A 26,689-nucleotide genomic window follows, 5' to 3' on the forward strand; every position below is an offset into this window, starting at 1 on the left:
AACGGGCGAGTGGCTATTCTGGGTATCTGTATAATACAGTAACGTGTTCTATTTGATAGGGCGGGTACAGGATTTTGGTGTAAAGAAAATCTTGAAGCGTGGACTTCTAGAAAAAAGACAATAGTAAAGAAAGGGTGTGACCTCAATTTTTTAAAAAAATCACAACCTTAATAGAGTATTGTAATGGAAGGTCGTCTAACCAGCTAGACGTGGTTCAGAGAAGTGTTGCTTATTAATAAATAGGGTATATATAATTCTTAAAACTTTATGTGCAATAGCCTGTAAAGCTTTTTTCTTTCCTCTTCTTGCAGATAGAGACCAAAAAACATTTGACATTGAGGTATTTTTCGACCTTGATATAGCCCAAGCAACCTCACAAAGAGCAGCTTTTATATGTGGGTTTCCTTGAACGCTTTTGGAACTTTTCTTTTTACCAGCACTTTCATTATTGCCAGGTGATACACCAGCCCAAGAAGCTAAATGTCTTGATGAAGGGAATTGGCTCATATCTGTTCCGATTTCCGCAATAATAACAGCAGCTGTGTGTTCCTTTATACCTGGGATAGATAAAAGTATTTCTTTTTCTTCTTGATAGGAATGAAGCAGGGTATCTATCCTATTTTCAAGTTCTTGAATGGAAGTTTCCAAATACATGATATGATTCCAAGAGCTTTTAATCATAAACATTTGATGTTCATTTAATGTTCCGAAAAGAGAATCGGAAATGGTATCAGCCTTCTTGCGGAGAGAATGATGGATATTGGCATCAACATCAGCCTTATCAAGGTATCCATTATCGACTAACTGTTTCAAAAGTTTACGTCCAGAAACCCCAAAGATATCAGAAATAACTGAACCAAGCTTTATGTTTGAACATTCGAGGACCTTTGAAATTCTATTTTTTTCAGCTGTTAAGTTACCAACCCATTTCTTGCGTAAACGGTTCAAATCTCTTAATTCCCGAAGATCTTGGGAAGGGACAAAGCTTTTTTCAATCAATCCATGACGAAGAAGCTTGGCAATCCATTCTGCATCTGAAACATCGGTCTTACGACCAGGAACGTTTTTAATACGTTGGGCATTGGCCACAGTAATATCGAAATATCCTTCAAGGATGTTGTATACCGGCTTCCAATAGATTCCGGTACTTTCCAGAGCAATGTGTGTAATTTGTTTTTCTTCTAACCACTTTAATAAATCAAATAAACTTTTGGTTAAAGTGGAAAAAGTCTTGGTTTCTTTTTGAATGGATTCATTATTAGTGCCAGTTAGGGCACAAACTACAATCTCTTTTTGATGAACATCCATTCCGGCACAATGGGTTAATAAAATGTCCAAATAAAACAACCTCCAAAGTAGTGTCTATGGAAAGTGGAATAAGCTTGGTCAAACAGCATTTTTCTGTACGTGATCATCCTCAAAAATTGAAGAGTCAACAAAGGGGTGTACACAAGGCAAATTCCAAACAGTTTCTTATACAGGGTCGAACCACCACAAAAGCGCACGTAAAGATTACTTCCCATAGCATTAATCAGTATGGAAAAATGGACAAAAAAGTAAAACCCCGGCTTAGAAAAAATTTTCATGCCGGGGTGTGAGTGTGAAATCATGTGTGTTTCTTATAAGGGAAGAAAGGGGGAAATTTTTGAAATGTGAAGGCTGTCTAGCTCCGACGTACAGGATATGGTGCATTTATCCGGCCAGCGCCTCACATTGTTCTTATTAAAATTTCGGTTGTGGGCAATGATATGATATTCTACAATATATATAAATGGAAGAAATATGTATTGTTGGAGGAGAGATAAGGATGCTAACAAACAGTGAGATATATTATTTACATACAATAGAGACATGGGAACAACAATTAAATGACTATAGACTAACAAATGAAGCAAAACGATATAAAAAGTATCTAGAAATGGGAGTCAAATTGCTTCCAGATACAACAAAAAGTTCTTTATTTATGCTAATGGACCGTTCTCTTTTTGAATTGCAATCTGTATTATTTAATTCCTCCGCTCAAAAAAAAGCTACAGATAAAATATTGCAAACAGCAAGAGTCTTTCATAATAACATCTTCCGTTTAGAAGATATGAATAAGCTGACTATAGATCAATTAAACTTACTTGCACAGCAGCATATCGCTCATTATCGAATGTTGGCATTTAGTCAAGGTGCATTAACAGGAAGCGGAAAATCGTCTTTGTTATTAACAGATATTTTAGCTGCTTTAGTCATTAATCTTCGTTCTATTCAAGTCATTGCTTCTATATATGGACGCCCAGCCAATACCCCTTATGAAATTATGACTGTTTTAAAAGTTTTTTATGCAGCATGCCTCCCTAAAGAACTGCAAGGAAATGCATGGAATGAATTAATGGAGGAGCTAGTATATAAAGAAGAATTTTTTTATAAAGGAAAAGAAGAAATAGTCGACGAAAGCAACTTTGAGCTTTTAGTAAAACAGTGTGTAAAACTACTTTTCATTACAATGTACAGCAAAAGTTCACCTTTGGTTAGTATGTTAATTGGTGGTGGAACAAACTATCATTTTACTAGAAAAGTAACTGAGTTTGCACATAATTATTATCAAAAAAGCCATTTGCTTATAAAAAAATAGGCAATAATACTCCGCCTATTACGTTTTTTGATTCAGCCTATTTACTCGAAAGGAGATAATAATGGATCAGAAGGATTTGGAATTTCAAGCTGAAAAGGAACGCCTTGCTTATACAAAAAATTATATGGAACAAGTGATGGAAGAAGCCTTACAAAGCAAGGGAAATTTGGAAGTAGATATGAAACAGGCAAGTTCCGATCTTGACTATTCGGATAGCAGCTTAAACTATATTCAATTATTAACAAATAGCAGATTTTTGCATATTGCTACAACGGAATTAAATACATTAAAAAGATTAATGAATGCCCCTTATTTTGCTCGGATTGATTATCAAATGAAAGGCAAAAAAAACAAAAGAAGTTACTATATTGGTAAAACATCCCTTTATGAAAAAGATACACAGAAACCGATAATAGTAGATTGGCGCTCACCGGTTGCAAATGTATATTATGATGGAAGACTAGGGAATGTTTCTTATACAGCAAATGAGGAAGAAATAGAAGGGTATCTCTCCTTAAAAAGGCAATTTAAAATGGAAGAAGGAAAGCTCCTTCATTATCAGGATATTGATTTAACAACCACAGATGAATTGCTGCAGGAATCATTAGCTGGTAAAGCAGATCAGCGTTTAACAGAGATAATTTCCACTATTCAGGAAGAGCAAAATCAGGTTATTCGTGCGGATCTAAATCGCCCGATCATTGTTCAAGGGGCAGCTGGAAGTGGGAAAACAACCATTGCCTTGCATAGAATTTCTTATTTTATTTATCATTATGCAAAGTACTTTAAACCAGAACAGCTAATGATATTGGCACCAAATAATATGTTTATCGGTTATATCTCGGAAGCTCTCCCTGATTTAGGAGTGGAAAAAATAAGACAAACAACGTATATTGACTATGTTCGTTTATGCCTTGGGAAGAAAATTAAAATTGTAAAACCAAATGAGAAGCTTATTGGTTTGCTTCAACATCAATATAAAAATGAAAAGATGATAAAATGGTTGGCCTACTTTAAAGGATCCTTACTCTATAAGGAAGTCTTGGATCGATATTTAAACCAAATTCTCCAGAATATGAGCCCGAAAGAGGATTTCAAAATAGAAAAATTCCCTTTATATGGTGCCAAAAAATTGCAAAGATTATTTACAGAAGAGTATCATTATCTCCCTTTTCTAAAAAGAAAACAAAAAATTAAAGGGATATTACAAGCAGATTTAAAGCGTAAAAAAACAATCATTTTATCTAAGTTGACCGAAAAGTACGAAAATGCACTAGATTATGCTCTAGCAATTGACGATCCTGTAAAAAGAAAAGAACGAGTTGTGTATTTTTTAGATAAAAAAGAGGAACGAATAAACCAAGTAAAAAAAGAATCAAAGACTGCAATAAAAAAATTTATGGATAAAATGCCCACAGATACGCTTTATGGATATTATCAAAAGCTTTTTGCTAGTGAACAAATATGGAAGGAACTTGCCTCAGGTATTTTATCAGAAGAGCAAATCAGTTTTTTTGTTGCTTTTCAGCAAAATCTTTTGAATAAGAAACAAGTAGAAATAGAAGATTTAGGTGCTCTTTTCTATATGCAGCATAAAATTTTTGGAATTGACAAAGAGTTAAAAGCAAAAAATATTGTGATAGATGAAGTACAAGATTATAGTGAGTTTCAGCTATATGCTTTGAAGATAGGGTTAGAAACAGATATGTTCACACTAGTAGGTGATTTAGCTCAAGGTATTCACTCTTACCGCGGTCTAAAAAGCTGGCAAACATTAAGAGAAGAAGTATTCCCGCGGGCAAACTATTTAACTTTGCAAAAAAGTTACCGGACGACTATTGATATTATGAAAGTCGCTAATGATATTTTAGATTTAGTGAACGAGAACCTTCCTAAAGTAAAGCCTGTAGTTCGACACGGAGCTAAACCAGTTTTTCATTCTTATGAGAAGAAAATGGAGTTGATAGAGCATGTAACAGTGACAATAAAAGATATTCACAATAATGGATATCGCTCCATTGCTATTATTGGCAAAACAGATCAAGAATGTAAAAATATTTATATGCTTTTGAAAAAGAAAACGAATCTTCCTATACAACTTCTTCGTGAAAATGAGGATATGGAGAAAAATCATATTCTTATTGTTCCTTCTTATTTATCAAAAGGTTTAGAATTTGATGCGGTATTAATTGTTGCTTTGCAAGAAGTGTTTAGCCTAGAGGAAATAGATGTGAAATTACTTTATGTTGCCATGACAAGGCCAATGCATATACTGCATTTATTTGCAAAGCATAGAAGAGATTTGTTATTACATAAAGTAGACGAGAAAAATCTTCAGTTATAAATGAATGATAGAAGGGAAGAAGCATTTTTATTTAAAGGTAAGAAGATCCATACAAACAAATTTGCACAAGGAACGATGAAAATAGGCAGTTTGATTAAGGGAGCACTCAGATTATACGAAGACTCCTATGGGAATTAGACCCCACAGGAGCACGTTCACAGGAGGTTCAAGCGTAGCTCCAAGGAAAGCGAAACGGAAGTGTATTCTGACTGTGAACTTATCGACAGGGTATCTTTATTTTTACAGCTGTGGAGGAGAAAACGTGGTTCAAAACAATCATATAAAAAAAGAATTTACAAAAGTAAATTGCAAGGTTATTACGATTAGTGATACAAGAACACTCGAAACAGATACAAGCGGTAAGTTAATGATAGAACTTTTAAAAGAAAAAAATCACGATGCCGCTGATCATACAATTATTAAAGATGATGTAAATGAGATAAGAAAAGAAGTGCTCCTTGGCGTGCAGTCACCGAGCATAGAGGCTATTCTTTTAAATGGAGGAACTGGAATCTCTCCTAGAGATGTTACGATTGAAGCGGTCAAACCATTATTGACAAAAGAGCTGGATGGTTTTGGTGAGATTTTCCGAATGCTAAGCTTTACGGAAGATATCGGTTCCGCTGCTATCCTCTCAAGGGCAATAGCTGGAACGATTAATCAAAAAATAGTTATTTGCACACCTGGATCAACAGGTGCAGTCCGTTTGGCGATGAAAAGAATGATACTTCCAGAGCTTAGTCATATGGTAAGTGAAATTCATAAAATATGAATAAGTTTATGCATAAAAAAGAAAGCAACTGGCTTTCTTTTTTTAAATCTTTTTTAAATAATAGGTACGTTTCAGTATATCCACAGCTTCTTTTTTTGAAGCTTTTAAGCATGAAAATGCGTGTGTAACTGCCTGTTAATAAGGAAATTTAATTTTTTTTATATTTTTATAGAATAAGTATTGAATTTCCCTGTAAAAGTTGTTAAAGTGATTAGTATAGTTTTTGAATAAAAATATAAAACAATGAATATTTATTCGTATATATAGGAGGAACACAAAAAATGGCAAATCAAAAGGTAGTTTTAGCGTATTCAGGCGGCTTAGATACATCGGTAGCAATTAAATGGCTTCAAGATCAAGGGTATGATGTAGTAGCATGTTGCCTTGATGTAGGCGAAGGAAAAGATTTAAACTTTGTTCAGCAAAAAGCGTTAACTGTTGGTGCAGTTTCATCACATGTAATTGACGCAAAAGAAGAATTTGCTCAAGACTTTGCGCTAGTATCCTTGCAAGCACATACTATGTATGAAGGAAAATATCCTTTAGTATCTGCATTATCAAGACCTTTAATTGCAAAAAAATTAGTAGAAGTGGCAGAAAAAGAAAATGCAGTAGCAGTTGCACACGGATGTACAGGAAAAGGAAACGACCAAGTACGTTTTGAAGTATCTATTCAAGCTTTAAATCCAAACTTGCAAGTATTAGCTCCAGTACGTGAGTGGGGTTGGTCGCGTGAAGAAGAAATTGAATATGCAAAAGAAAAAAATATTCCTATTCCTATTAACTTAGACAGCCCATTCTCAATCGATCAAAATTTATGGGGACGTGCTAATGAATGTGGAATATTAGAAGACCCTTGGGCAGCTCCTCCAGAAGAAGCTTATGATTTAACTGCAAGCTTGGAGAATGCACCAGATACAGCAGATATTATTGAGATTGATTTTAAAGAAGGCGTACCAGTTAGTCTTGATGGTATTCCGTATAAATTATCAAATTTAATTTTAGAATTAAATAAAATCGCTGGGAAACATGGCATAGGAAGAATTGACCATGTAGAGAATCGTCTTGTAGGAATTAAATCTCGTGAAGTATACGAGTGCCCAGCTGCTTTAACATTAATTAAAGCACATAAAGAATTAGAAGATATTACATTGGTAAAAGAAGTAGCACACTTCAAACCAGTGATTGAAAAGAAATTAACAGAAATCATTTATGATGGACTTTGGTTCTCACCAATTACAAAAGCATTACAAGCATTCTTAAAAGAAACGCAAAAAAATGTAACAGGAACAGTTCGGGTGAAATTGTTCAAAGGTCATGCAATTGTAGAAGGAAGAAAATCTCCTTATTCATTATATGATGAGAAACTAGCAACATACAGCAAAGAGGATGAGTTTGACCATTCAGCAGCAGTTGGATTCGTTCAATTATGGGGACTTCCAACAAAAGTTCAAAGTATTGTGGAAAACAACAAGAAGGTGACAGTGTGAAGAAATTGTGGGGCGGCAGATTTACAAAATCTGCAGAGGAATGGGTAGATGAATTCGGCGCATCCATTCCTTTTGATCAAGAATTAGTGCTAGAAGATATTGAAGGGAGCATTGCTCATGTGACAATGCTTTCTAAAACTGGCATTTTAACAGCAGAAGAAGCCGAAAAAATCAAAGAAGGTTTGCTTTCATTAAAAGAAAAAGCAGAAAAAGAGGAATTGTCTTTTTCTGTTAAACTGGAAGACATCCATTTGAATTTAGAAAGTCAGTTAACAGATCTAGTAGGTTCTGTTGGTGGAAAGCTGCATACAGGCAGAAGCCGAAACGATCAGGTTGCGACAGATATGCATCTTTATTTGCGTAGCCAAGTAAAGACAATTCTTTCTTATATAGAAGAACTTCAAAATGCATTGATTAAAAAAGCGGAAGAAAATATTGAAACAATTATGCCTGGCTACACTCATCTGCAAAGAGCACAGCCTATTTCCTTTGCCCATCATTTAATGGCGTACTTTTGGATGTTTGAAAGAGATAAGAATCGTTTGCAGGAAAATTTAAAAAGAATTAATGTTTCTCCACTTGGAGCAGGTGCGTTAGCTGGGACAACTTTCCCGATTGATCGTCATTACAGTGCAGAATTAATGGGTTTTGACTTCATTTATGAAAACAGTATGGACGCAGTCAGCGACCGCGATTTTATTTTGGAGTTTTTATCGACAAGCTCTATCCTAATGATGCATTTATCCCGTTTTAGTGAAGAAATTATTTTATGGTCCAGCCAGGAATTTAAGTTCATTGAACTAGATGACAGCTTTTCAACTGGAAGCAGCATTATGCCGCAAAAAAAGAATCCAGATATGGCAGAGCTTATTCGTGGAAAAACCGGTCGTGTATACGGGAATTTAATGGGACTTTTAACCGTTTTAAAGGGGCTGCCACTTGCGTATAACAAAGATATGCAAGAGGATAAAGAAGGCATGTTTGACACGGTTAAAACGGTAACTGGTTCATTAAAAATCTTTGCAGGCATGGTTGATACAATGAAAGTAAATACGGAAGTAATGGAACAGTCTACTAAAAATGACTTCTCCAATGCAACGGAATTAGCTGATTATTTATCAGATAAAGGCATGCCTTTCCGTGAAGCCCATGAGGTAGTTGGAAAACTTGTTTTATACTGTGTCAATAAAAGTTGTTATTTAAGTGACTTATCAATGACAGAATTCCGTGATGCTAGTGAGCTGTTTGAAGATGATATTTATCACGTGTTAAATCCAGCAACAGCTGTTCAACGCAGAAACAGCGCAGGTGGTACTGGTTTTGAACAGATCAAACAGGCTCTTGAGAAAGCAAAAGCTTGTGTCAACGAAACAGTTAATAGCAAATAACGTTGAAAAAAGGGTATCTCTATGCTTATCCACTTACATTTCTTTTAAAAAGCAATGTGGTGCTAAAGCATATTGATACCCTAATTTGTATATATGTCCGATTTAAAGATAAGGCTCACTCGTAAAAGTGGAGTGTATGGAGACTGCGAGTTCAAAAGCAACATTCCATAAATAAAAAATAAAAAAATAGATTGCTTTTGGAGCTATTCGATATTGCCGCGAACAACAAGAACATCACATGGTGCATTTCTTGTAATGCCCTCTGAAACGCTTCCAATAAAAAATCGTTCTACTGCATTTAATCCGGTAGCACCGCAAACTATTAAATCAGCATTAAATTTTTTAGTAATATCTTTAGGTATTACCGCTTTAGGGGATCCGAACTCAATGATTTTTTTGACATTTGAAACACCTGCTTCTGCAGCTGCTCGGGTGTATTTATCCATTAATTCATTGGCAAATTCATCCGTTTTTGTGGCGATGGATTGATCATACGCAGCAACAGTTGCAAAGGAACGCGTATCGATAACATGTGCAATCACAAGAATTGCTTCATTATCCTTTGCTAAAACAACCGCTTTTTTAAACGCTAAATCCGCTTCCACTGACCCATCAACTGCAACAATAATGCTTTTATAATGTAAGCTCATTTCCAAAACCTCCTTATCTTCTCATTATTATTATATACCCTAATATGCATAACATTAACTTGTACTTGAGACAATAATAAAGAATTTATCATAGAAGGGACAGATTATATGAATAAAGAGAAAAGCAAAACAAACGAATGCACCTTTGAAGAAAAGGGTACAGAAGAGGTAATAGCTCAAGTGATGGATGTATATAACGACGGAGCAATTGATCAAGCAATTCAAAATAATGAAGTTGAGGGAGAAAAAAGAGGCTGAGACATAAGTATTCCAGTTGAAGATAAACCCGAACCATGATACGAAGATGTAAAAAATATTTTCGTATCATAGTTTTGGTTTTTTATTCATGTAAAAAAGAAGGTTTGTGGTTATCACCCGTAGCCTGCATACACTTCGCTTTCCGTGGGGCTCGGCTTTAGCCGCTTCGGCCCTTGGCCTGCAGGGTCTCAGCTGTCTCGCTAATCCCACAGGAGTCTACGTGTATTCAGGCTGCTCCATTTTCCAATCTATTTCATTTTTTTCTTGCTGAAAGAATTAGGTTTTAGAAAATCGTTTTTAAAAACGAAGTGGAATGGAGCGGAAGAAACTCGACTCCTGCGGGAAGTAGAGGAAAGGCTGAGACCCCGAAAGTAGCAACGAGGAGGCTTCAACTTTCTCCCCGCGGAAAGCGAGTGTCTGTAGCGCAATGGAACAACACATTTTTTTTACTTAACTAGATAAAAAAACATAAATTTAACCGGTATAAGGAAGTAACCATTTACGTGCTAAATTAGAGAATGTTCGTTATCTATTCAGTTATATTCCAGCTTCGTTTTTTATACTATAGTATTTGCAGTTCTTTTGGAAACTTTGTTAGAATTTCTACGCCATCTTTAGTCACGTATACATCGTCTTCGATTCTAACACCAGCAATATTTGGAACATAAATTCCTGGTTCAATCGTAAAGACCATGCCTTCTTGAAGAACGAGCGAATTTGTTTCTGTTAAAGAAGGAAATTCATGTACACTTATACCAAGACCATGTCCTAATCGATGTGGGAAATATTCACCATATCCAGCATTCCGAATAGTATTTCGTGCGGCAAGATCAATAGTTAAGCATGTTGTACCAGGTTTAGAAGCTTCGATTGCAGCAAGCTGTGCTTGAAGTACAGTATCATATATATGTTTCTGCTGCTCATTGATTTCTCCAAAAGCAACCGTTCTTGTAATATCTGAACAATAACCGTCTACAACAACACCTAAGTCAAATAGGACCAAATCTCCTTTTTGAATAGCAGTGTCTCCAGGATTGCCATGAGGAGAGGCTCCATTTTTTCCAGTCAGCACCATTGTGGAGAAAGACATTTTTGCAATTCCTTTTTTCTTTAATTCATATTCAATGGCTGCAAGGATTTGCATTTCGGTTTTTCCTTCTGCAATCTCACTGCAACCAACTTCAATAGCATAATCTGCCCATTTGCATGCTTCGCGTAAAATAGACAGCTCTTTTTCTGTTTTCACCATACGAAGTTGATTTATTTTTTCTTCAGCAGGGGCAAATAGCTCTAAAGAAGGAAAAATACTGCGAAGTGATTCGTATCTGTTTACATTCATATGGTCTTTTTCCACTGCGACTTTTTTTACGATTTTTCCTTTTGCAGTAAGCTTCTTTTGAATTGCTTCCCAAGGATTTTCTATATCGCTATAACCGATGATATCATAATTCCATCCAGCATTTTTCGCATCTGCTTTTTCCATGGCAGGACAGATTAGAATTGGCTCATCTTGGGGAAATAAAATCAGCGCTAATAACCGTTCGTGTGGATCACTGTAGAAGCCGCTGAAATAAAAAATATTATCTGTGGACGTCAAAAAAGTGAAATCTATTTCCTGTTCCACCATCCAATTTCCTATTTGATCAAATTGTTTTCCCATTTAAATTACCTCCCAAAAAAACGTAGTCACCTTATATCAGAATCCTTATTTGATGTTTTAAGGAGACATTAAAAGGATAAACTCTATTTTATATGATAGTACAATAGCAAAAAATATTTTTAATATATTATTTCTTGTTGTATCTTTTTAGATTATCAATATATCCTGCACATGTAAACATTTAGAGCAACGAAATAGTAAAGAATGAAAAAATCCTGCTATACCTAGACTTTTTCCATACTTGTCCGCATAGAATGGAATAGTAAAGGAAAGGGGGAAGGATGAATGAACAAAAACAGATATTTATTATGTTTGTTGTTGTGTGGAGTGCTTCTTTATTATGGAGTTCCGCGATTAGCTCCTTATAACGCTGGTATGGCAGGTATTTTCTCTATTAGTTGGCTTTCATTTGCGCTTATGGTGATTGCGGGGAATTTAACAGCCATTTTATATACGCCAAAACAGAAGAAACAAAAGAATAAAAAGATTAATAAGTTGCAAAAAAGAAACAAGGTTCGTTATTTTCAGTAAATACCGAGTGAATATCTATTTAGTTTTTTAGAAAACTTACTAAAGCCTAATCCAAAAGCTATGTATTGATATTTAATATTTTGTAAAAGAAATATTAAATGGAAAACAATGCTTTTGGTGGGCTTTTTTGTATGAAAATAAGTGTTTAGAAGGGATAAATGCATAATGAGGGGCAAAAAGAAGTAGTGAAGATCCATTCATTATGTGAATATTTTGAGTAAAGAAAATGTCTGTTTCATATTTTGATTTCTATTTTCTAGTACAATGGGGAAGTAATTGAATCCAGCAGGTAGACAAATTATAATAAGATTAATAAATGTGTTTTATTTTTTTCTTATGAAAAAGAAACAGATATACATGATACAATTAGGTATAATTAATAAGAGAAACACAGAATTTTCAGTTTTGATTTTCAAAAAGATAGGAAAGCGAGTTGGAGGAAGCCTGATTCTGACTTAAAAAACGATAAAGGTTCTAGATATTTATTTTAACGGGTTAATCAGTCAGTCAACAACTATATTTTTATAACGGATGTTTGCGCTTTTCTTATAATATCAGAATGTATATATTCAAAATAACTGCTTTTGTACGGGAAATAAAAATGAGGGTGAACATTTTGGCAACTAAACATGAACAAATATTAAGTTACATCGATAAATTACAAGTCGGTGAAAAGATTTCTGTCAGACAAATAGCAAAGGCATTAAGTGTCAGTGAGGGAACTGCATATCGAGCCATTAAAGAAGCTGAAAACAAAGGGTATGTAAGTACAATTGAACGAGTCGGAACTATTCGTATTGAAAGGAAAAAGAAAGAAAACATTGAGAAGCTAACATATGCAGAGGTTGTTAATATTGTGGATGGACAAGTACTTGGAGGCAAAGCGGGGTTGCATAAAACATTAAACCGTTTTGTAATTGGTGCAATGAAACTAGATGCTATGATGCGTTATACTGGTCCAGGAAACTTATTGATTATTGGCAATCGTGTTCGTGCCCATGAATTAGTATTAAAAGCAGGGGCTGCAGTATTGATTACTGGTGGTTTTGATACGGAAGACCATGTAAAGCGGTTGGCTGATGACTTACAGCTTCCTATTATTTCAACTAGTTATGATACATTTACGGTCGCGACAATGATTAATCGGGCGATTTTTGATCAATTAATAAAAAAAGAAATTGTTTTAGTTGAAGATATACTTACATCGCTAGAGGATACAATTTATTTAAAAACGACGGATACTGTAGCTGATTGGCATAAACATAATCAGGATACATTGCATGGCAGGTTTCCAGTTGTCGATCAAAATATGAAAGTTCAAGGAATGATCACTGCGAAAGATATTATTGGGAAATCATTTGATATTACGATAGATAAGATGATGACAAGACAACCGATGACAGTGAGCGGAAAAACGAGTGTGGCTTCTTGTTCTCATATGATGGTATGGGAAGGGATTGAAGTGCTCCCGGTGGTAGATGAAACAAATCGATTAGAAGGTATTATAAGCAGACAAGATGTGTTGAAAGCCTTGCAGATGAATCAGAGACAGCCGCAAACTGGGGAAACAATTGATGATATTGTTACAAACCAGCTTGTTTTAACGAAAGGAAAAACGAAGGGTGAAAATTCGTTTACATGTCAAGTTACACCGCAAATGACCAATCATATTGGAACAATTTCTTATGGAGTATTTACAACTATAGTAGCAGACGCAGCAAACAGGATATTAAGAGGATTTAAAAAGGGTGATCTTGTTGTGGAAAACATGACCATCTATTTTATTAAGCCTGTTCAAATTGACAGTGTAATTGAAATACTACCAAGGATTTTGGAAGTTGGAAGGAAATTTGGAAAAGTAGATGTAGAAGTGTTTAATCAAGGCGTGCTCGTAGGTAAAGCAATGATGATGTGTCAGTTGATTGACAGAAATTAAGTGAAGCGTATTGAGTTTAACATGTAAAAGAGTAACAATCCATACAAAAAACAGTTAAAAATGATAGGAGAAAAAAATGAAACAAACTATACTGGAAGCAATAAAAAAATACGAAACGATTATTATTCATAGACATATACGTCCAGATCCAGATGCATATGGATCACAAGGTGGATTAGCGGAAATCATTAAAGCGTCTTTTCCTGCTAAAAAGGTGTATACAGTTGGCAAGGAAGAACAATCATTACATTTTTTAAGAAGGCTAGATGTTATAGAAGATAGCGAATATGAAAATGCTCTAGTTATTGTTTGTGATACTGCTAATCAAGACAGAATATGCGATAGAAGATATACGACAGGAGAAATGCTGATTAAAATAGATCATCATCCAAACGATGATGTTTATGGGGACATTGTCTGGGTGGATACCTCCGCAAGCTCCGTTAGTGAAATGATTTATGGTTTTTATTTATTTGGAAAAGACAAGGGATTAAAGTTAAATGAAGAAGCTGCACGACTATTATATGCTGGAATTGTTGGCGATACGGGGAGATTTCTATTTCCAAGTACAACAGAAAAGACATTCAGTTATGCAGGAGATCTTATTAACTTTCCGTTTTCCAGAACAGATATTTATAATCAATTATACGAACTAGAACCAAATATTATTAAATTAAGCGGCTATGTATTGCAAAATTTTGTGATGCAGGATAGCGGAGTTGCTTATATGGTCATAAAAAGAGATATACTTGAACAATTTAATGCTTCTGCTTCACAAGCTTCCATGCTTGTCGGCAACTTAGGGAATATAAAAGGGGTCAAAGTCTGGGTATTTTTTATCGAAGAAGCAGAAAAGGAAATTAGAGTAAGGTTCCGGTCGAAAGGTCCTATTATTAATACTATTGCAAAAAAATATAATGGAGGCGGTCATCCGCTGGCATCAGGTGCAAGTATAACCAATTGGGATACAGTTCCTTTTATCATTAGTGATTTAGAAAAAATTTGCAAATAAGGTTAATGTTATAAATCGTTTTACGGAATTAAGTGGAGCGAGTTGAATTGTTGAGAAGAGCGCGGAATTATTGGAAAGAACGCGGAATAATCAAGGGAAATGCGGAATTACTAGAGAGAAATGCCAAAAGAGCAATAGGAATATAGAACGCGCTTAATAGTCGAAGGAAGATCGTCAAACAAAAAGAAAAGAAAGTCTTTTTTTGGTTGGCATTTTCCATCCGCTTTTCACAATGTCTAGCTTCAGCGCCTAGTCCCTGTGAAAGATAATCTCTTGCCTCTGAAAGTAAAAAGCACTTTCTGAGCCAAGAGAACATTTTTCTTTGAGGCTGACCAAGGAGTTATCCACTTTTCATCTAATCTGCGTATGTTATGCTGATTTCGATGTAGATGGTTGTGTAAATAAATAATTCAGAGACTTTAAATTTGTAACGTTTGCCGTCTGAAAGAATTACTTTATTTTCAATAGATTTTTTAAATAATTCCCTGCTTTTAAATACTAGATCCATATCTCTGGCAATAACGCTGTCAAGGTCATCTTTAATGGTTGCTTCCATTTCATGTACACTAACAGGATTAATGTCATATTTTTTTATGTCCCTAGTGTTTATTTTAACGACTAGGTTTTGAATGGTTAACTTGTCCTCAGTTGATTTATTTAAATTAGAAAACTCCTTTTGCCAAATATCTTTTTCATCTTCCAGTTCTGCAATGGTATCTTTTTGTGCTTTAATTTCTTTGCTGTATCGTTCTTGCCAAACACCAAAGATAAATAAAAAAATGCACCAGCTAATCAAACCGCCAATTACCATTCCAGCAAAAAAACGTTGAACAGCTGGGTGTCTATACAATGGTGGAACCCTCATTTATATATACTCCTGTGTAATCCACTTAATAAGAGTCGCACCTGTTTGAGCCCCTCCAAATGCGGAAACAATCAATAAAACTTGTTTGAAAAGATCCTTTGTCGCAGCATCAAGCAATCCTTTCTCAAAGCTATAGATGGCATCAAACGTACCGCCTATTGCTGCAACAATTGCCCATATTCTTATCATATCTGAGATGCGGTGAACTTCTGTAAGCAGTGGTTTTCCAGTAAGAAAAGCAGCTAAGCCACCACCTACAAGTGCTCCTCCCAACAATACCCCAAGAGCTATGCAATAACTTTCAATGAAGGAGGAAAAAAAAGGTTGTTGATTCATCATATTAACCTCACATTTTGTAAAAGGATTTTAATACATCATATGGACAAACCTTCATAAATATGAATTATTTCCTGCCTGAATTAAAGAAAAAATCAGGTGAAACTTTTACATATCGCAACATACACTTAGTCATCATCCTCGTTCATCCCATTTGGAGTAAAGAACCCCACAAAAACAGGAAGAGACCAAGAGAACAAACATTTACGTTTAGACACCTATGCTAATAAAAATTTGCATCATGACGCAAGAAAAGAAGCAGCTTTTTAATATTTATTTATAAGCAGGAAGCAGCCGGAATACACGAAGACTCCTATGGGATTAGCGGGACAGGCGAGACCCCGCAGGAGTTTACTCCGAGGAGGCTCGGCGCCCGCCCCATGGAAAGCGAAGTGTATACCGGCTGCGGACTTATCGAGAGCGCTATACCCTCTTTCAGGGTAGCCTGTATAGAATAAAAAAAGAGAACGTATTTTCCTTTTTTATTTAAACCTACTATAATAGTAAGAAAACGAATGTTATTCTAATAGAAAGCAAAAATAACAATTAGGAGTTTATCCAAAAGCTTTTTCTTTAGGCATACGCTGAGCTAAACCATTCTGCCGACCAGGAAAAAATGCTTGCAAAACCGATTTTATTAACCAAATCTCAGCACAGTATACACTCCGAAAAGCGAGTAATCTATAAATGATAAATATGAGAAAAAATAGGTAAAGGGTGGTGAAAATAAATGTCATTCGTTCATTTACAAGTTTGCAGTGCTTTTAGTCTTTTATCCAGTACAGCATCCATTCAACAATTAGTAAGTAATGCGAAAAACAGAGGCTATAGGGCGCTTGCGATAACAGATCGTAATGTGATGTATGGAGCAGCATCCTTCTATAAAGAATGTATAAAACAAGAAATAAAACCGATCATTGGGTTGACGGTAGATATAATCAGCGAAAAAAAGGAGCAGGCATATCCACTAGTACTATTAGCTGAAAATAATTTTGGTTTTCAACAGCTTTTGAAAATTTCCAGTGCTATTCAAACAAAAAACCAAAAAGGAATTCCTGTTAAATGGTTAAAACATTATGCTAAAGGATTATTCGCTATAACTCCTGGAAGAGAAGGAGAAATTGAACAATCATTATTAGCAGAGGATGAAATTCATGCAAAAGATACGCTCCATTTATATAAAAGCATTTTTGAAAAAGATCACTTTTTTTTAACCATACAAAAGCATGGAATCACAAAGGAAGACGCATTAAATGACCGAATAATGAAACTGGCAGAACAGGAACAAGTTAAAAGAGTTGCGGCAAATAATGTGCTTTACGTAAATCAAGAAGATCATTTTGCTCATCATTGTTTAGAGGCAATAAAACATGGTGTGAAATTATCAGATATACATAGAGATGAGTGGGATCTGGATCAGTATTATTTAAAAGGAAAAAATGAAATGCTTGAATTGTTCTCTAATGATCCAGATGTGTTGGAGACTACGTGGAATCTTGCAGACAGCTGTCATATAGAATTGGATATACAAAGAACAGGATTACCAAAATACCCTATATCAGAAGAACAATCTGCACAAAAGTATTTAGAAGATTTATGCAAAGAAGGTTTAATTAATAGGTATGGACAACCGAAGAAAGAGCATATAGAACGTCTTCAATATGAATTGGAAATCATCAATAAGATGAATTATAGTGATTATTTTCTGATAGTGTGGGATTTTATGAAATATGCAAGAGAAAGTGGAATCCTCACAGGACCAGGAAGGGGATCAGCTGCCGGTTCTATTGTTGCATATGTTTTGTATATTACAGACGTAGATCCAATCAAATATCATCTATTATTCGAGCGGTTTTTAAACCCCGAACGTATTACGATGCCTGATATTGATATTGACTTCCCTGATGTTAAACGAGAACAAGTAATCGATTATGTAAAAGATAAATATGGACAATTGCATGTTGCCCAGATCATTACATTTGGGACGCTTGCGGCGAAAGCATCATTAAGGGATGTTGGAAGAGTTTTTGGTTTAACGATGAAAGAATTGGAAGGGTTATCTCGTTCTATCCCTTCTAAAATAGGAATTACATTACAGCAAAGCATCCAAGAATCAAAAAGTTTACAAAGTTTTGTTTCGGAGTCTCCAAGGAATAAAAAGATTTTTGAAACAGCTTGCAAGCTCGAAGGTTTACCACGTCATACCTCTACACACGCTGCTGGAGTTGTTTTAAGTGAGCAGCCGTTGGTTGATATCATTCCTATACAATCCGGGGCTGAAAACACTTTCTTAACACAATATAGTATGGAGTATTTAGAGGAGCTCGGGCTATTAAAAATGGATTTTTTAGGTTTGAGAAATCTTTCTTTAATTGAAATAATCGTTGATACAATCGCTCGGGTGACAAACAAAAAAGTATCGATTAAAGAAATTCCATTTGATGATCCAGATGTTTTCCAATTGTTAAGCAGGGGAGAAACGACAGGAATCTTTCAGTTAGAGTCAGATGGAATGCGCAATGTGTTAAAGAAATTAAAACCTACAGAATTTGAAGATATTATTGCTGTCAATGCTCTTTATCGACCAGGTCCAATGGAAAATATTCCTCTCTATATAAATAGAAAGCATAGAAAAGAAGCGATTCACTATTATCATGATGATTTAAAAGACATTTTGGAAAGTACATATGGGGTCATTGTGTACCAAGAACAAATTATTCAAATTGCATCCAAGATGGCTGGTTTTTCTCTTGGGGAAGCAGATCTCTTAAGAAGAGCAGTCAGCAAAAAACAAAAAATGGTCTTGGATAAAGAAAGAGTGCATTTTGTAAAAGGCGCCAAAACAAAAGGGTATAAAGAAGAAACCGCCAATGAAATATATGAATTAATAGTCCGGTTTGCCGATTACGGTTTTAATAGAAGTCATGCAGTAGCGTACAGTATGATAGCATATCAGCTGGCATATTTAAAAGCAAAGTATCCACTTATTTTTATGGCATCATTATTAACTACTGCGATTGGCAATGAACGAAAAATATTGCAGTATATACAAGAAATGAAACAAATGGGAATGGAGCTTTCCCTTCCTTCTATAAATAAAAGCGGCTATTCCTTTTTAGTGAATAAAAATTCAATATTATACAGTTTGGCAGCCATAAAAGGGATTGGCAATAATGTCTTAAAAGAGATTGTAAAGGTGCGAAAACAACGAAAATTTGAAGACATATTTGATTTTTGTTTGCGTGTGTCACCAAAAATCATTAATAGAAAAATACTGGAAACACTTATTTATTCCGGAAGTTTTGATGAGTTTGGCATCGATCGGGCAACGATGCTGTCAACCATTGATGTTGCCATTCAGCACGCGCAGCTTGTTCATCCAGAAGAGTTGAACGAGGAAGATTTATTTAGCGAAGATGATTTCTCCTTTAAACCCAAATATGTGGAAGGAGAAAAAATGACTCCGGAGAACAAGCTGTTTCATGAGAAAGATGTTTTAGGCTTGTATTTATCTGATCATCCAGTCTCTATTTATCAAGAATATTTTGCTGCTTTAAACAGCACCTCTATTAATAAAATGAAAATAGGACCAAAGCAGCGGGGAATTGTCTATGTGACAGAAGTGAAAGTGATACGTACGAAAAAAGGAGAAGAAATGATGTTCCTTTCCATTTCCGATCAAAGTGGAGAGATGCAAGCAGTAGTTTTCCCAGTAGTCTATAAAAAATTTAAATGGATACTAAAAAAGGGAGAAACTGTATTAATAGAAGGGAAATTGGAAGAAAGAAATGCAAATAAACAATTTATCATACAAGAAGCTTGGCAAATAGAGGAAGCTGTCCAATCACTTCCCAAAAACACACATAAGTTATTCATAAAGATAAATGGTGAAGCAGAGACAGACAGCATAAAAAATCAATTGTTAAAAATTATCAAGCAACATCCTGGGAATTGTCCCGTGATTATTCATAATGTCCAATCGTTAAAAACGATTCAGCTGCACTATGAATTTAATATCTCTTCTACAAAAGAATGTCTGGAAGAATTAACGAATCTATTAGGAGAAAAAAATGTTATCTTATCTGATTAACTTTACATCTTAGAAAAGTTGTTATATTGTTTAATAAGTCTAATGGTCTGACCACTTTAAATGAAAAAAAACTATTGCAGACTAATGAATAATTCAGCAAAAGATATTTTGTATAACGTTTCATTATTTTTAAAAGGTCGCGTATTAGAAAATGGAAAAAGAAGTGAGTGTGGCAAAAAAGTGAATCAACCTTCTATAATGAATGGATCGAAATACATTGGTGTTGTTAATCATTTGCGTGAAATGATTGAAAGAAATGGTCTAAAACCAGGAGATAAACTGCCTTCTGAGCGTTCATTATGCGAAACTTTGGATGCAGGAAGATCTTCCATTCGAGAAGCGTTAAGAGCTTTAGAACTTTTAGGTCTAATTGAGACTCGAAAAGGAGAAGGCACATTTTTACGTGACTTTCAGGGTCATCAGCTAGTTCAGTTGATCAGTACCTTTGTTTTGCAGGATAATAAAGCGAAAAGAGATATCTTAGAAACCCGGGATTATATTCAATTAAATGGTTTATTTATTGCTGTGGAAAAAATGTCAGCTGAACAAAGAGCTGATTTATCAGAATGGGTAGCAGAGAAAAAAATTAGTGAAAGTGAATTTTTTTTGCGCATATTAAAAATTGCCGACAATTATTTGCATGTTCGATTATGGACTATTTTAGATGATTATTATCATGCATTAGGCTTTTCCAAAATATATTGGACAACAGAAGAGTATGTATTATTAATTAATACTTTCGCAACAAAAGATGAATTGGAAATAATGAAAGTGTACAAAAAGTTTAAAAAAAAATATAATGAAAGATTATAAATAGTGAAAATAGATGAAGATGTTTCAATAAGATTGATTATGCTGCAATGTACAATAGCATCCGCTTAGTAAATAGGCAGGCTGAAAAATATATGTTTATAGCCTGAAACACTATCAATGAAAAACGATTCCTAGAATGGATTGCAAAAAAAACGGGGAGGCTTCCACATTGATTAAGGAAATTTTTTCGAAATCGAAAAAAAAGAAATATGCAACAATTCCATCTGAAGTAGCAAGAAATGAAGTGCCAGAAGGGATTATGACAAAGTGTACAAAATGTAATAAAATTATGTATACGAAAGAATTACAAAAAACTCATAAAGTTTGTTTAAACTGTGGGTATCATCTTCCTATGACAAGTTCAGAGAGACTTCATAGTATTTTAGACGAAGCTACCTTTCAAGAAATAAACAGCTCAATAAAAACAGGTAATCCTTTACAATTTCCAGGCTATGAAGAAAAAATAGCTGGAGATCAAAAAAAGACAAAATTAAACGAAGCGGTTGTGACAGGAACAGGACAAATTAATGGCATACCTGTTGTAATAGCTGTTATGGATTCTTCTTTTCGGATGGGTAGTATGGGGTCGGTTGTTGGAGAAAAAATCACATTAGCGATTGAAAAAGCAAATGAACTTTCCCAGCCTTTTATCATTTTTACCGCTTCTGGAGGAGCAAGAATGCAAGAAGGAGTGCTTAGTTTAATGCAAATGGCCAAGACAAGCGTCGCTTTAAAGAAATTTAGCGATAATGGCAATTTGTATATTACTGTTATGACCCATCCAACAACTGGTGGGGTTTCTGCAAGCTTTGCCTCATTAGGAGATTATAACTTTGCAGAACCAGGTGCATTAATCGGATTTGCCGGTAGAAGAATTATTGAACAGACGATTAAGGAAGAACTTCCAGAAGATTTTCAAACTGCTGAATTTTTGTTAAAGCATGGGCAACTAGATGCAGTCATTCCAAGACAGGAAATGAAGGAACAGCTATATACTGTATTAGATATGCATCAAACAGGTGGTGAATTAGAGTGGTAGGACTAGATTTTGACAAGCCAATTGTTGAATTAAAGGAAAAAATTAAAGAGTTAAATGACTTTTCATTAAAAGCAGATGTGGACTTGTCATCAGAAATAGAGAAATTAGAAACGCGTCTTGTAAAATTAGAAAATGAAATTTATGAAAATATAAAACCATGGGATAGGGTGCAAATCGCCAGACATCCTAATAGACCAACAACACTCGATTATATTTCACTTTTGTTTACTGACTTTTTTGAAGTGCATGGAGACCGCACTTTTGGTGACGATGAAGCAATTGTTGGTGGAATTGCTAAGTTTAAGGGACTGCCAATAACGATTGTTGGACACCAGAGAGGGAAGGATACAAAAGAAAATATTCGCAGAAACTTTGGAATGCCGCATCCAGAAGGATATCGTAAAGCACTGCGACTAATGAAGCAGGCAGATAAATTTAACCGACCGATTATTTGTTTTATAGATACAAAGGGAGCATATCCAGGAAAAGCGGCAGAAGAGCGTGGACAAAGTGAAGCAATTGCTAGAAATTTATTTGAAATGGCTTCATTACAGGTTCCAATTGTGTGTATTGTTATTGGTGAAGGAGGAAGTGGTGGAGCGCTGGCACTTGGTGTTGGCAACCATATTCATATGCTGGAAAATTCTACTTTTTCGGTTATTTCACCAGAAGGGGCGGCTTCTATTCTTTGGAAAGATTCTAACCAAGCAAAACAAGCTGCAGAGAAAATGAAGATTACTGCAGCCGATTTAAAAGAACTTGGCATTATTGATGAGATTATTCCAGAAGTAAAAGGAGGAGCTCATCATAATGTAAAAGAACAAGCAGATGAAATGGAAAAAGTATTGTTAAGCTCTTTAAAATTATTACGAAGCAAAACTTCAAAAGAACTAGTGGAAGAACGTTATAATAAGTTTAAAAATATGGGTAAGTATATGCATGAATAGCAGCCAGCAATTATTTTTTTTATAAAAAGTTGAGAGGCTTTTTAAATGAGGACATGTTAAAAAGAACGTATTCATTCCATTTTTAATAAGGTTAGAAAGTATAAGCTTTCTGAAATCTGGCAAGCGCCTAGCTCTAGTGAGTATTGCCCCCTGCCTCTAAAAGTAATAAACACTTTTTGAGTCAGGAGAACATTTTTCCTCAGAGCTGTTCAAGGCGCTTACGCTTTTCTATTGTCTAGCTTCAGCGCCTAGCTCTAGTGAGTATACCCCCTGCCTCTAAAAGTAAAAAAGCACTTTTTGAGTCAGGAGAACATTTTTCTTCAGAGCTGTTCAAGGCGCTTACGCTTTTCTATTGTCTAGCTTCAGCGCCTAGCTCTTGTGAAAAATAACCCCCTGCCTCTAAAAGTAAAAAAGCACTTTTTGAGTCAGGAGAACATTTTTCTTCAGAGCTGTTCAAGGCGCTTACGCTTTTCTATTGTCTAGCTTCAGCGCCTAGCTCTTGTGAAAAATAACCCCCTGTCTCTAAAAGTAAAAAAGCACTTTTTGAGTCAGGAGAACATTTTTCCTCAGAGCTGTCAAGGCGCTTACGCTTTTCTTATAAAACGGTTCTTTGAAACATTATTTAAAAACCTCTTTTTCATGTTCCGTCCATGAAGAGTTTTAGAAAATTATTATTGGATACATAATATAGTTTTAAAAGTATATGTTAAATATGTTTAGTTAGGAAAAATACGGTTAAAAGTATTAACAAAACATATGTGAAAATTTAAAAACGGTTGCATTATCCTGACTATTCCGTATTTTATTTTTTTTTTATATTAAGTTGAGATAGATTTCTCTTCGTGATATGTTAGAATTGTTATGGGGAAAAGGGAACTGTAGATGGAGATATTTAGGAGTATCAGCTAATTTTACGGTTTTCATTAACATTTATTGGGTATTATTATTTTTTATATGTAATATTTGTGACAAATGTTGCAGAAAGATAGTTTGTTATATAATTTAGTATATGTATATTAATTACATAGCTGCTGTGCATTAAATTGTATGAGGTGATTTCAATGAGTTTGAAAAGAATTGGCGTATTAACAAGTGGTGGAGATGCACCAGGAATGAATGCTGCAATTAGAGCAGTAGTTCGTAAAGCGATTTACCATAATATTGAAGTTTATGGAGTGGTTGGAGGTTACGCTGGATTAATTAGCGGTAATTTCAAAAAGTTAGAGGTTGGTTCAGTAGGTGATATTATTCATCGAGGCGGGACATTCCTATTTTCTGCAAGATGCGAAGAATTTAAAACAAAAGAAGGACAGAAAAAAGGGATCGAACAACTTAAAAAGCACGAAATTGATGGACTTGTAGTAATTGGCGGAGACGGATCCTATATGGGTGCAAAAGCTCTTACAGAACAAGGTTTTCCATGTGTAGGTGTTCCTGGAACAATTGACAATGACATTCCTGGAACGGAACTGACAATTGGTTTTGATACTGCTCTTAACACGGTAATTGACGCAATTGACAAGATTCGTGACACTGCAACTTCACATGAAAGAACATTCATCATCGAAGTTATGGGAAGAAATGCTGGAGATATAGCATTATGGTCAGGACTTGCTGGCGGTGCTGAAACGATTTTAATTCCAGAAGAAGAATATAACTTGGAAGAAATTATTGCGCGTTTGAAAAAAGGGCAAGAAAGAGGCAAAAAACACAGTATTATCGTTGTAGCGGAAGGCGTAAACAGCGGAGTGGAAATTGGAAAACAAATTGAAGAAAATACTGATTTTGATACTCGAGTATCTGTTTTAGGCCATATGCAACGTGGTGGATCACCAACTGCTGCAGACAGAGTGCTTGCAAGTCGACTAGGTGCTTATGCTGTTGAACTTCTTGTTGAAGGCAAAGGTGGACGTGCAGTAGGTATGGAAAAAAGTGAATTAGTGGACTATGATATTATCGAAGCGCTTGGTCGCAAACATACAATTGATAATAATTTATACCGTCTATCAAAAGAACTTTCAATCTAAACATTTTATTTAATCAGAGGTACTCAAATTGGAGGGGCTGATTATGCAAAAGTAGCTTTCTAATTTGAGTTCTTAATATGGTAAGATAGGAAAGAAATTATTTAATAAATGGAGGCATTATAAATGCGTAAGACAAAAATAGTTTGTACAATTGGTCCTGCTAGTGAAAGTATTGAAAAATTAACAAATTTAATGGAATCAGGAATGAACGTTGCACGTTTAAACTTCTCTCATGGTGATTATGAAGAACATGGTGCAAGAATTAAAAATATCCGTGAAGCAGCAGAAATCGCAGGCAAAAATATTGCCATCTTATTAGATACAAAAGGTCCGGAAATTCGTACTAACAATATGAAAGATGGCGCAATTGAATTAAAAACTGGAAACAATGTTATTATTTCCATGAAAGAAGTAGAAGGCACAACAGAAAAGTTCTCTGTAACTTATACTGAACTTATTGACGATGTAGAAGTAGGAAGCAAAATTCTGTTAGATGATGGTTTAATCGGCTTAGAAGTAACGGAAATTGATAAAGCAGCTGGAGAACTACATACAAAAGTCTTGAATTCTGGTGTTTTAAAGAATAAAAAAGGTGTTAACGTTCCTGGAGTTTCTGTAAATTTACCAGGTATTACAGAAAAAGATGCAAATGATATTCGTTTCGGAATTGAGCAAGGAATTGACTTTATCGCAGCATCTTTCGTACGCCGTGCATCAGATGTTTTAGAAATTAAACAATTATTAGAAGACAATAATGCATCTCATATCCATATCATTCCTAAAATTGAAAACCAAGAAGGTGTGGATAATATTAATGAAATTTTGGAAATTTCAGATGGATTAATGGTTGCTCGTGGAGACCTTGGTGTTGAAATCCCAGCTGAAGAAGTTCCATTAGTACAAAAATCTTTAATTGAAAAATGTAATATCCTAGGGAAACCAGTTATTACTGCTACACAAATGTTAGATTCCATGCAACGCAATCCTCGTCCAACACGTGCAGAAGCTAGTGATGTTGCCAATGCAATTTTTGATGGTACTGATGCAATTATGCTTTCAGGAGAAACAGCTGCAGGTTCGTATCCAGTTGAAGCTGTTCAAACAATGCATAATATTGCTTCAAGAGCAGAGCAAGCTTTAGATCATAAAGAAATTCTTTCAAAAAGAAGCAGAGAAGTGGAACATAATATTACGGATTCTATTGGTCAATCAGTTGCACATACAGCATTAAACTTAGAAGTTAAAGCTGTTATCACACCAACTGGAAGCGGACATACAGCAAGAATGATCTCGAAATACCGTCCGGAAGCACCAATTGTAGCTGTAACTTATGATGCACATATTTTAAGACAGCTTGCATTAGTATGGGGCGTATACCCAAAATTAAGCCATAAATCTGAGTCTACTGATGAAATGCTTGATATTGCTGTACAAGAAAGTGTAAACAGCTCAATCGTAACACATGGTGATCTAGTTGTTATCACAGCAGGTCTTCCAGTTGGTGAAGCTGGTACAACAAACATTATGAAAATTCATGTTGTTGGTGATGTACTTGCAAAAGGTCAAGGAATTGGCCGCAAAACAGCTTTTGGTAAAGTTGTAGTTGCGAACACTGCTGCTGAAGCACTAGAAAAAGTTACACCAGGATCTATTCTAGTAACAACTGGAACAGATCGTGATATGGTTCCTGCACTTGAACAATGCAGTGCGTTAATTACAGAAGAAGGCGGCTTAACTAGTCATGCTGCTGTTGTTGGATTAAACATTGGAATACCTGTAATCGTAGGTGTTGAGAATGCGACAACTGTATTAACGGAAGGGCAAGATATTACGGTAGATTCACGAATAGGTACAATCTATAGCGGACATGCAAGTGTACTTTAATTAAATAAAAAGAAAGGGTGTTGCTTC

Annotated in this window: 20 protein-coding genes; 15 read left to right on the forward strand and 5 right to left on the reverse strand. The window is 35.1% G+C overall.

The genetic code is table 11. From position 1 onward, the window contains the following. Positions 1–195: 195 nt before the first annotated feature. Entirely contained in the window at positions 196–1,338 is a 1,143-nt protein-coding gene (locus AC5LWL_RS07660; protein ID WP_493432573.1) for an IS110 family RNA-guided transposase, read from the reverse strand. A 469-nt stretch (positions 1,339–1,807) separates the two neighbouring features. Between AC5LWL_RS07660 and AC5LWL_RS07665 the strand changes: the two genes are divergently transcribed. From AC5LWL_RS07665 to argH, 5 genes are all read left to right on the forward strand, one after another. Beyond that, positions 1,808–2,620, forward strand: a complete 813-nt coding sequence (locus AC5LWL_RS07665; RefSeq protein WP_493433755.1) for an EcsC family protein — start codon at positions 1,808–1,810, stop codon at positions 2,618–2,620. A 61-nt stretch (positions 2,621–2,681) separates the two neighbouring features. After that, positions 2,682–4,964, forward strand: a complete 2,283-nt coding sequence (gene helD / locus AC5LWL_RS07670; protein ID WP_493433756.1) for an RNA polymerase recycling motor HelD — start codon at positions 2,682–2,684, stop codon at positions 4,962–4,964. Between the two features lie 262 nt (positions 4,965–5,226). Then, a complete protein-coding gene (locus AC5LWL_RS07675; RefSeq protein ID WP_493433757.1) occupies positions 5,227–5,736 on the forward strand; it encodes a MogA/MoaB family molybdenum cofactor biosynthesis protein in 510 nt (169 codons plus the stop codon). Between the two features lie 281 nt (positions 5,737–6,017). After that, positions 6,018–7,226 carry an argininosuccinate synthase gene (locus AC5LWL_RS07680; protein ID WP_493433758.1) on the forward strand — a complete coding sequence of 403 codons (1,209 nt, stop codon included), beginning with the start codon at positions 6,018–6,020 and terminating at the stop codon, positions 7,224–7,226. Further along, complete coding sequence (gene argH / locus AC5LWL_RS07685; RefSeq protein WP_493433759.1) at positions 7,223–8,614, forward strand: argininosuccinate lyase; 1,392 nt, start codon at positions 7,223–7,225, stop codon at positions 8,612–8,614. Before AC5LWL_RS07680 ends, argH begins: the two co-directional genes overlap by 4 nt. Positions 8,615–8,817: 203 nt before the next feature. Here the strand turns inward: argH and AC5LWL_RS07690 are convergent, their stop codons facing one another. Beyond that, entirely contained in the window at positions 8,818–9,264 is a 447-nt protein-coding gene (locus AC5LWL_RS07690; protein WP_493433760.1) for a universal stress protein, read from the reverse strand. Between the two features lie 108 nt (positions 9,265–9,372). Here AC5LWL_RS07690 and AC5LWL_RS07695 point away from each other — a divergent pair, with 108 nt between their 5' ends. Then, a complete protein-coding gene (locus AC5LWL_RS07695; protein WP_493433761.1) occupies positions 9,373–9,522 on the forward strand; it encodes a hypothetical protein in 150 nt (49 codons plus the stop codon). A 562-nt stretch (positions 9,523–10,084) separates the two neighbouring features. On the opposite strand, the gene AC5LWL_RS07700 is transcribed toward AC5LWL_RS07695, so the two are convergent. Beyond that, positions 10,085–11,182, reverse strand: a complete 1,098-nt coding sequence (locus tag AC5LWL_RS07700) for a M24 family metallopeptidase (protein ID WP_493433762.1) — start codon at positions 11,180–11,182, stop codon at positions 10,085–10,087. A 285-nt stretch (positions 11,183–11,467) separates the two neighbouring features. On the opposite strand from AC5LWL_RS07700, the gene AC5LWL_RS07705 reads away from it, so the two are divergent. The 3 genes from AC5LWL_RS07705 (at position 11,468) to AC5LWL_RS07715 (ending at position 14,661) form a co-directional block, all read left to right on the forward strand. Continuing rightward, positions 11,468–11,713 carry a hypothetical protein gene (locus tag AC5LWL_RS07705; RefSeq protein ID WP_493433763.1) on the forward strand — a complete coding sequence of 82 codons (246 nt, stop codon included), beginning with the start codon at positions 11,468–11,470 and terminating at the stop codon, positions 11,711–11,713. Positions 11,714–12,329: 616 nt separating this feature from the next. Further along, positions 12,330–13,649: a DRTGG domain-containing protein gene (locus tag AC5LWL_RS07710; protein WP_493433764.1), complete on the forward strand. Its 1,320-nt coding sequence runs from the start codon at positions 12,330–12,332 to the stop codon at positions 13,647–13,649. 76 nt (positions 13,650–13,725) lie between these two features. Beyond that, the gene (locus AC5LWL_RS07715) at positions 13,726–14,661 is read left to right on the forward strand and encodes a DHH family phosphoesterase (protein ID WP_493433765.1); all 936 of its coding nucleotides are present in this window, start codon (positions 13,726–13,728) and stop codon (positions 14,659–14,661) included. A 355-nt stretch (positions 14,662–15,016) separates the two neighbouring features. Here AC5LWL_RS07715 and ytrI read toward each other — a convergent pair whose 3' ends face one another. Both ytrI and ytrH read right to left on the reverse strand, forming a co-directional pair. Then, complete coding sequence (ytrI, locus tag AC5LWL_RS07720) at positions 15,017–15,526, reverse strand: sporulation membrane protein YtrI (RefSeq protein WP_493433766.1); 510 nt, start codon at positions 15,524–15,526, stop codon at positions 15,017–15,019. After that, positions 15,527–15,862: a sporulation membrane protein YtrH gene (gene ytrH, locus AC5LWL_RS07725; RefSeq protein ID WP_493436565.1), complete on the reverse strand. Its 336-nt coding sequence runs from the start codon at positions 15,860–15,862 to the stop codon at positions 15,527–15,529. It lies immediately after the preceding gene. A gap of 730 nt (positions 15,863–16,592) precedes the next feature. Between ytrH and dnaE the strand changes: the two genes are divergently transcribed. The 6 genes from dnaE (at position 16,593) to pyk (ending at position 26,662) form a co-directional block, all read left to right on the forward strand. Continuing rightward, positions 16,593–19,952 (forward strand): DNA polymerase III subunit alpha, encoded by a 3,360-nt coding sequence (gene dnaE / locus AC5LWL_RS07730; RefSeq protein WP_493433767.1) that lies wholly within the window; start codon positions 16,593–16,595, stop codon positions 19,950–19,952. Between the two features lie 84 nt (positions 19,953–20,036). Further along, on the forward strand, positions 20,037–20,765 hold the full coding sequence (locus AC5LWL_RS07735) for a FadR/GntR family transcriptional regulator (RefSeq protein WP_493433768.1): 729 nt from the start codon (positions 20,037–20,039) through the stop codon (positions 20,763–20,765). A gap of 169 nt (positions 20,766–20,934) precedes the next feature. Continuing rightward, positions 20,935–21,804, forward strand: a complete 870-nt coding sequence (gene accD / locus AC5LWL_RS07740; RefSeq protein WP_493433769.1) for an acetyl-CoA carboxylase, carboxyltransferase subunit beta — start codon at positions 20,935–20,937, stop codon at positions 21,802–21,804. After that, a complete protein-coding gene (accA, locus tag AC5LWL_RS07745) occupies positions 21,798–22,751 on the forward strand; it encodes an acetyl-CoA carboxylase carboxyl transferase subunit alpha (protein ID WP_493433770.1) in 954 nt (317 codons plus the stop codon). The genes accD and accA overlap by 7 nt, the downstream gene beginning before the upstream one ends. Positions 22,752–23,818: 1,067 nt before the next feature. Continuing rightward, positions 23,819–24,778 (forward strand): 6-phosphofructokinase, encoded by a 960-nt coding sequence (gene pfkA / locus AC5LWL_RS07750; RefSeq protein WP_493436566.1) that lies wholly within the window; start codon positions 23,819–23,821, stop codon positions 24,776–24,778. Between the two features lie 123 nt (positions 24,779–24,901). Then, positions 24,902–26,662 (forward strand): pyruvate kinase, encoded by a 1,761-nt coding sequence (gene pyk / locus AC5LWL_RS07755; RefSeq protein WP_493433771.1) that lies wholly within the window; start codon positions 24,902–24,904, stop codon positions 26,660–26,662. Positions 26,663–26,689: the final 27 nt, after the last annotated feature.

It is taken from the genome of Niallia sp. WK069_GA_01 (genome assembly GCF_983173855.1).

Bases quoted from the DNA above. Each gene is read 5' to 3' on its own strand.
- AC5LWL_RS07665 (WP_493433755.1), top strand. From the start codon at position 1,808: ATGCTAACAAACAGTGAGATATATTATTTACATACAATAGAGACATGG.
- helD (WP_493433756.1), top strand. From the start codon at position 2,682: ATGGATCAGAAGGATTTGGAATTTCAAGCTGAAAAGGAACGCCTTGCT.
- AC5LWL_RS07680 (WP_493433758.1), top strand. From the start codon at position 6,018: ATGGCAAATCAAAAGGTAGTTTTAGCGTATTCAGGCGGCTTAGATACA.
- AC5LWL_RS07690 (WP_493433760.1), bottom strand. From the start codon at position 9,264: ATGAGCTTACATTATAAAAGCATTATTGTTGCAGTTGATGGGTCAGTG.
- AC5LWL_RS07695 (WP_493433761.1), top strand. From the start codon at position 9,373: ATGAATAAAGAGAAAAGCAAAACAAACGAATGCACCTTTGAAGAAAAG.
- AC5LWL_RS07700 (WP_493433762.1), bottom strand. From the start codon at position 11,182: ATGGGAAAACAATTTGATCAAATAGGAAATTGGATGGTGGAACAGGAA.
- AC5LWL_RS07705 (WP_493433763.1), top strand. From the start codon at position 11,468: ATGAACAAAAACAGATATTTATTATGTTTGTTGTTGTGTGGAGTGCTT.
- AC5LWL_RS07715 (WP_493433765.1), top strand. From the start codon at position 13,726: ATGAAACAAACTATACTGGAAGCAATAAAAAAATACGAAACGATTATT.
- ytrI (WP_493433766.1), bottom strand. From the start codon at position 15,526: ATGAGGGTTCCACCATTGTATAGACACCCAGCTGTTCAACGTTTTTTT.
- ytrH (WP_493436565.1), bottom strand. From the start codon at position 15,862: ATGAATCAACAACCTTTTTTTTCCTCCTTCATTGAAAGTTATTGCATA.
- dnaE (WP_493433767.1), top strand. From the start codon at position 16,593: ATGTCATTCGTTCATTTACAAGTTTGCAGTGCTTTTAGTCTTTTATCC.
- AC5LWL_RS07735 (WP_493433768.1), top strand. From the start codon at position 20,037: ATGAATAATTCAGCAAAAGATATTTTGTATAACGTTTCATTATTTTTA.
- pyk (WP_493433771.1), top strand. From the start codon at position 24,902: ATGCGTAAGACAAAAATAGTTTGTACAATTGGTCCTGCTAGTGAAAGT.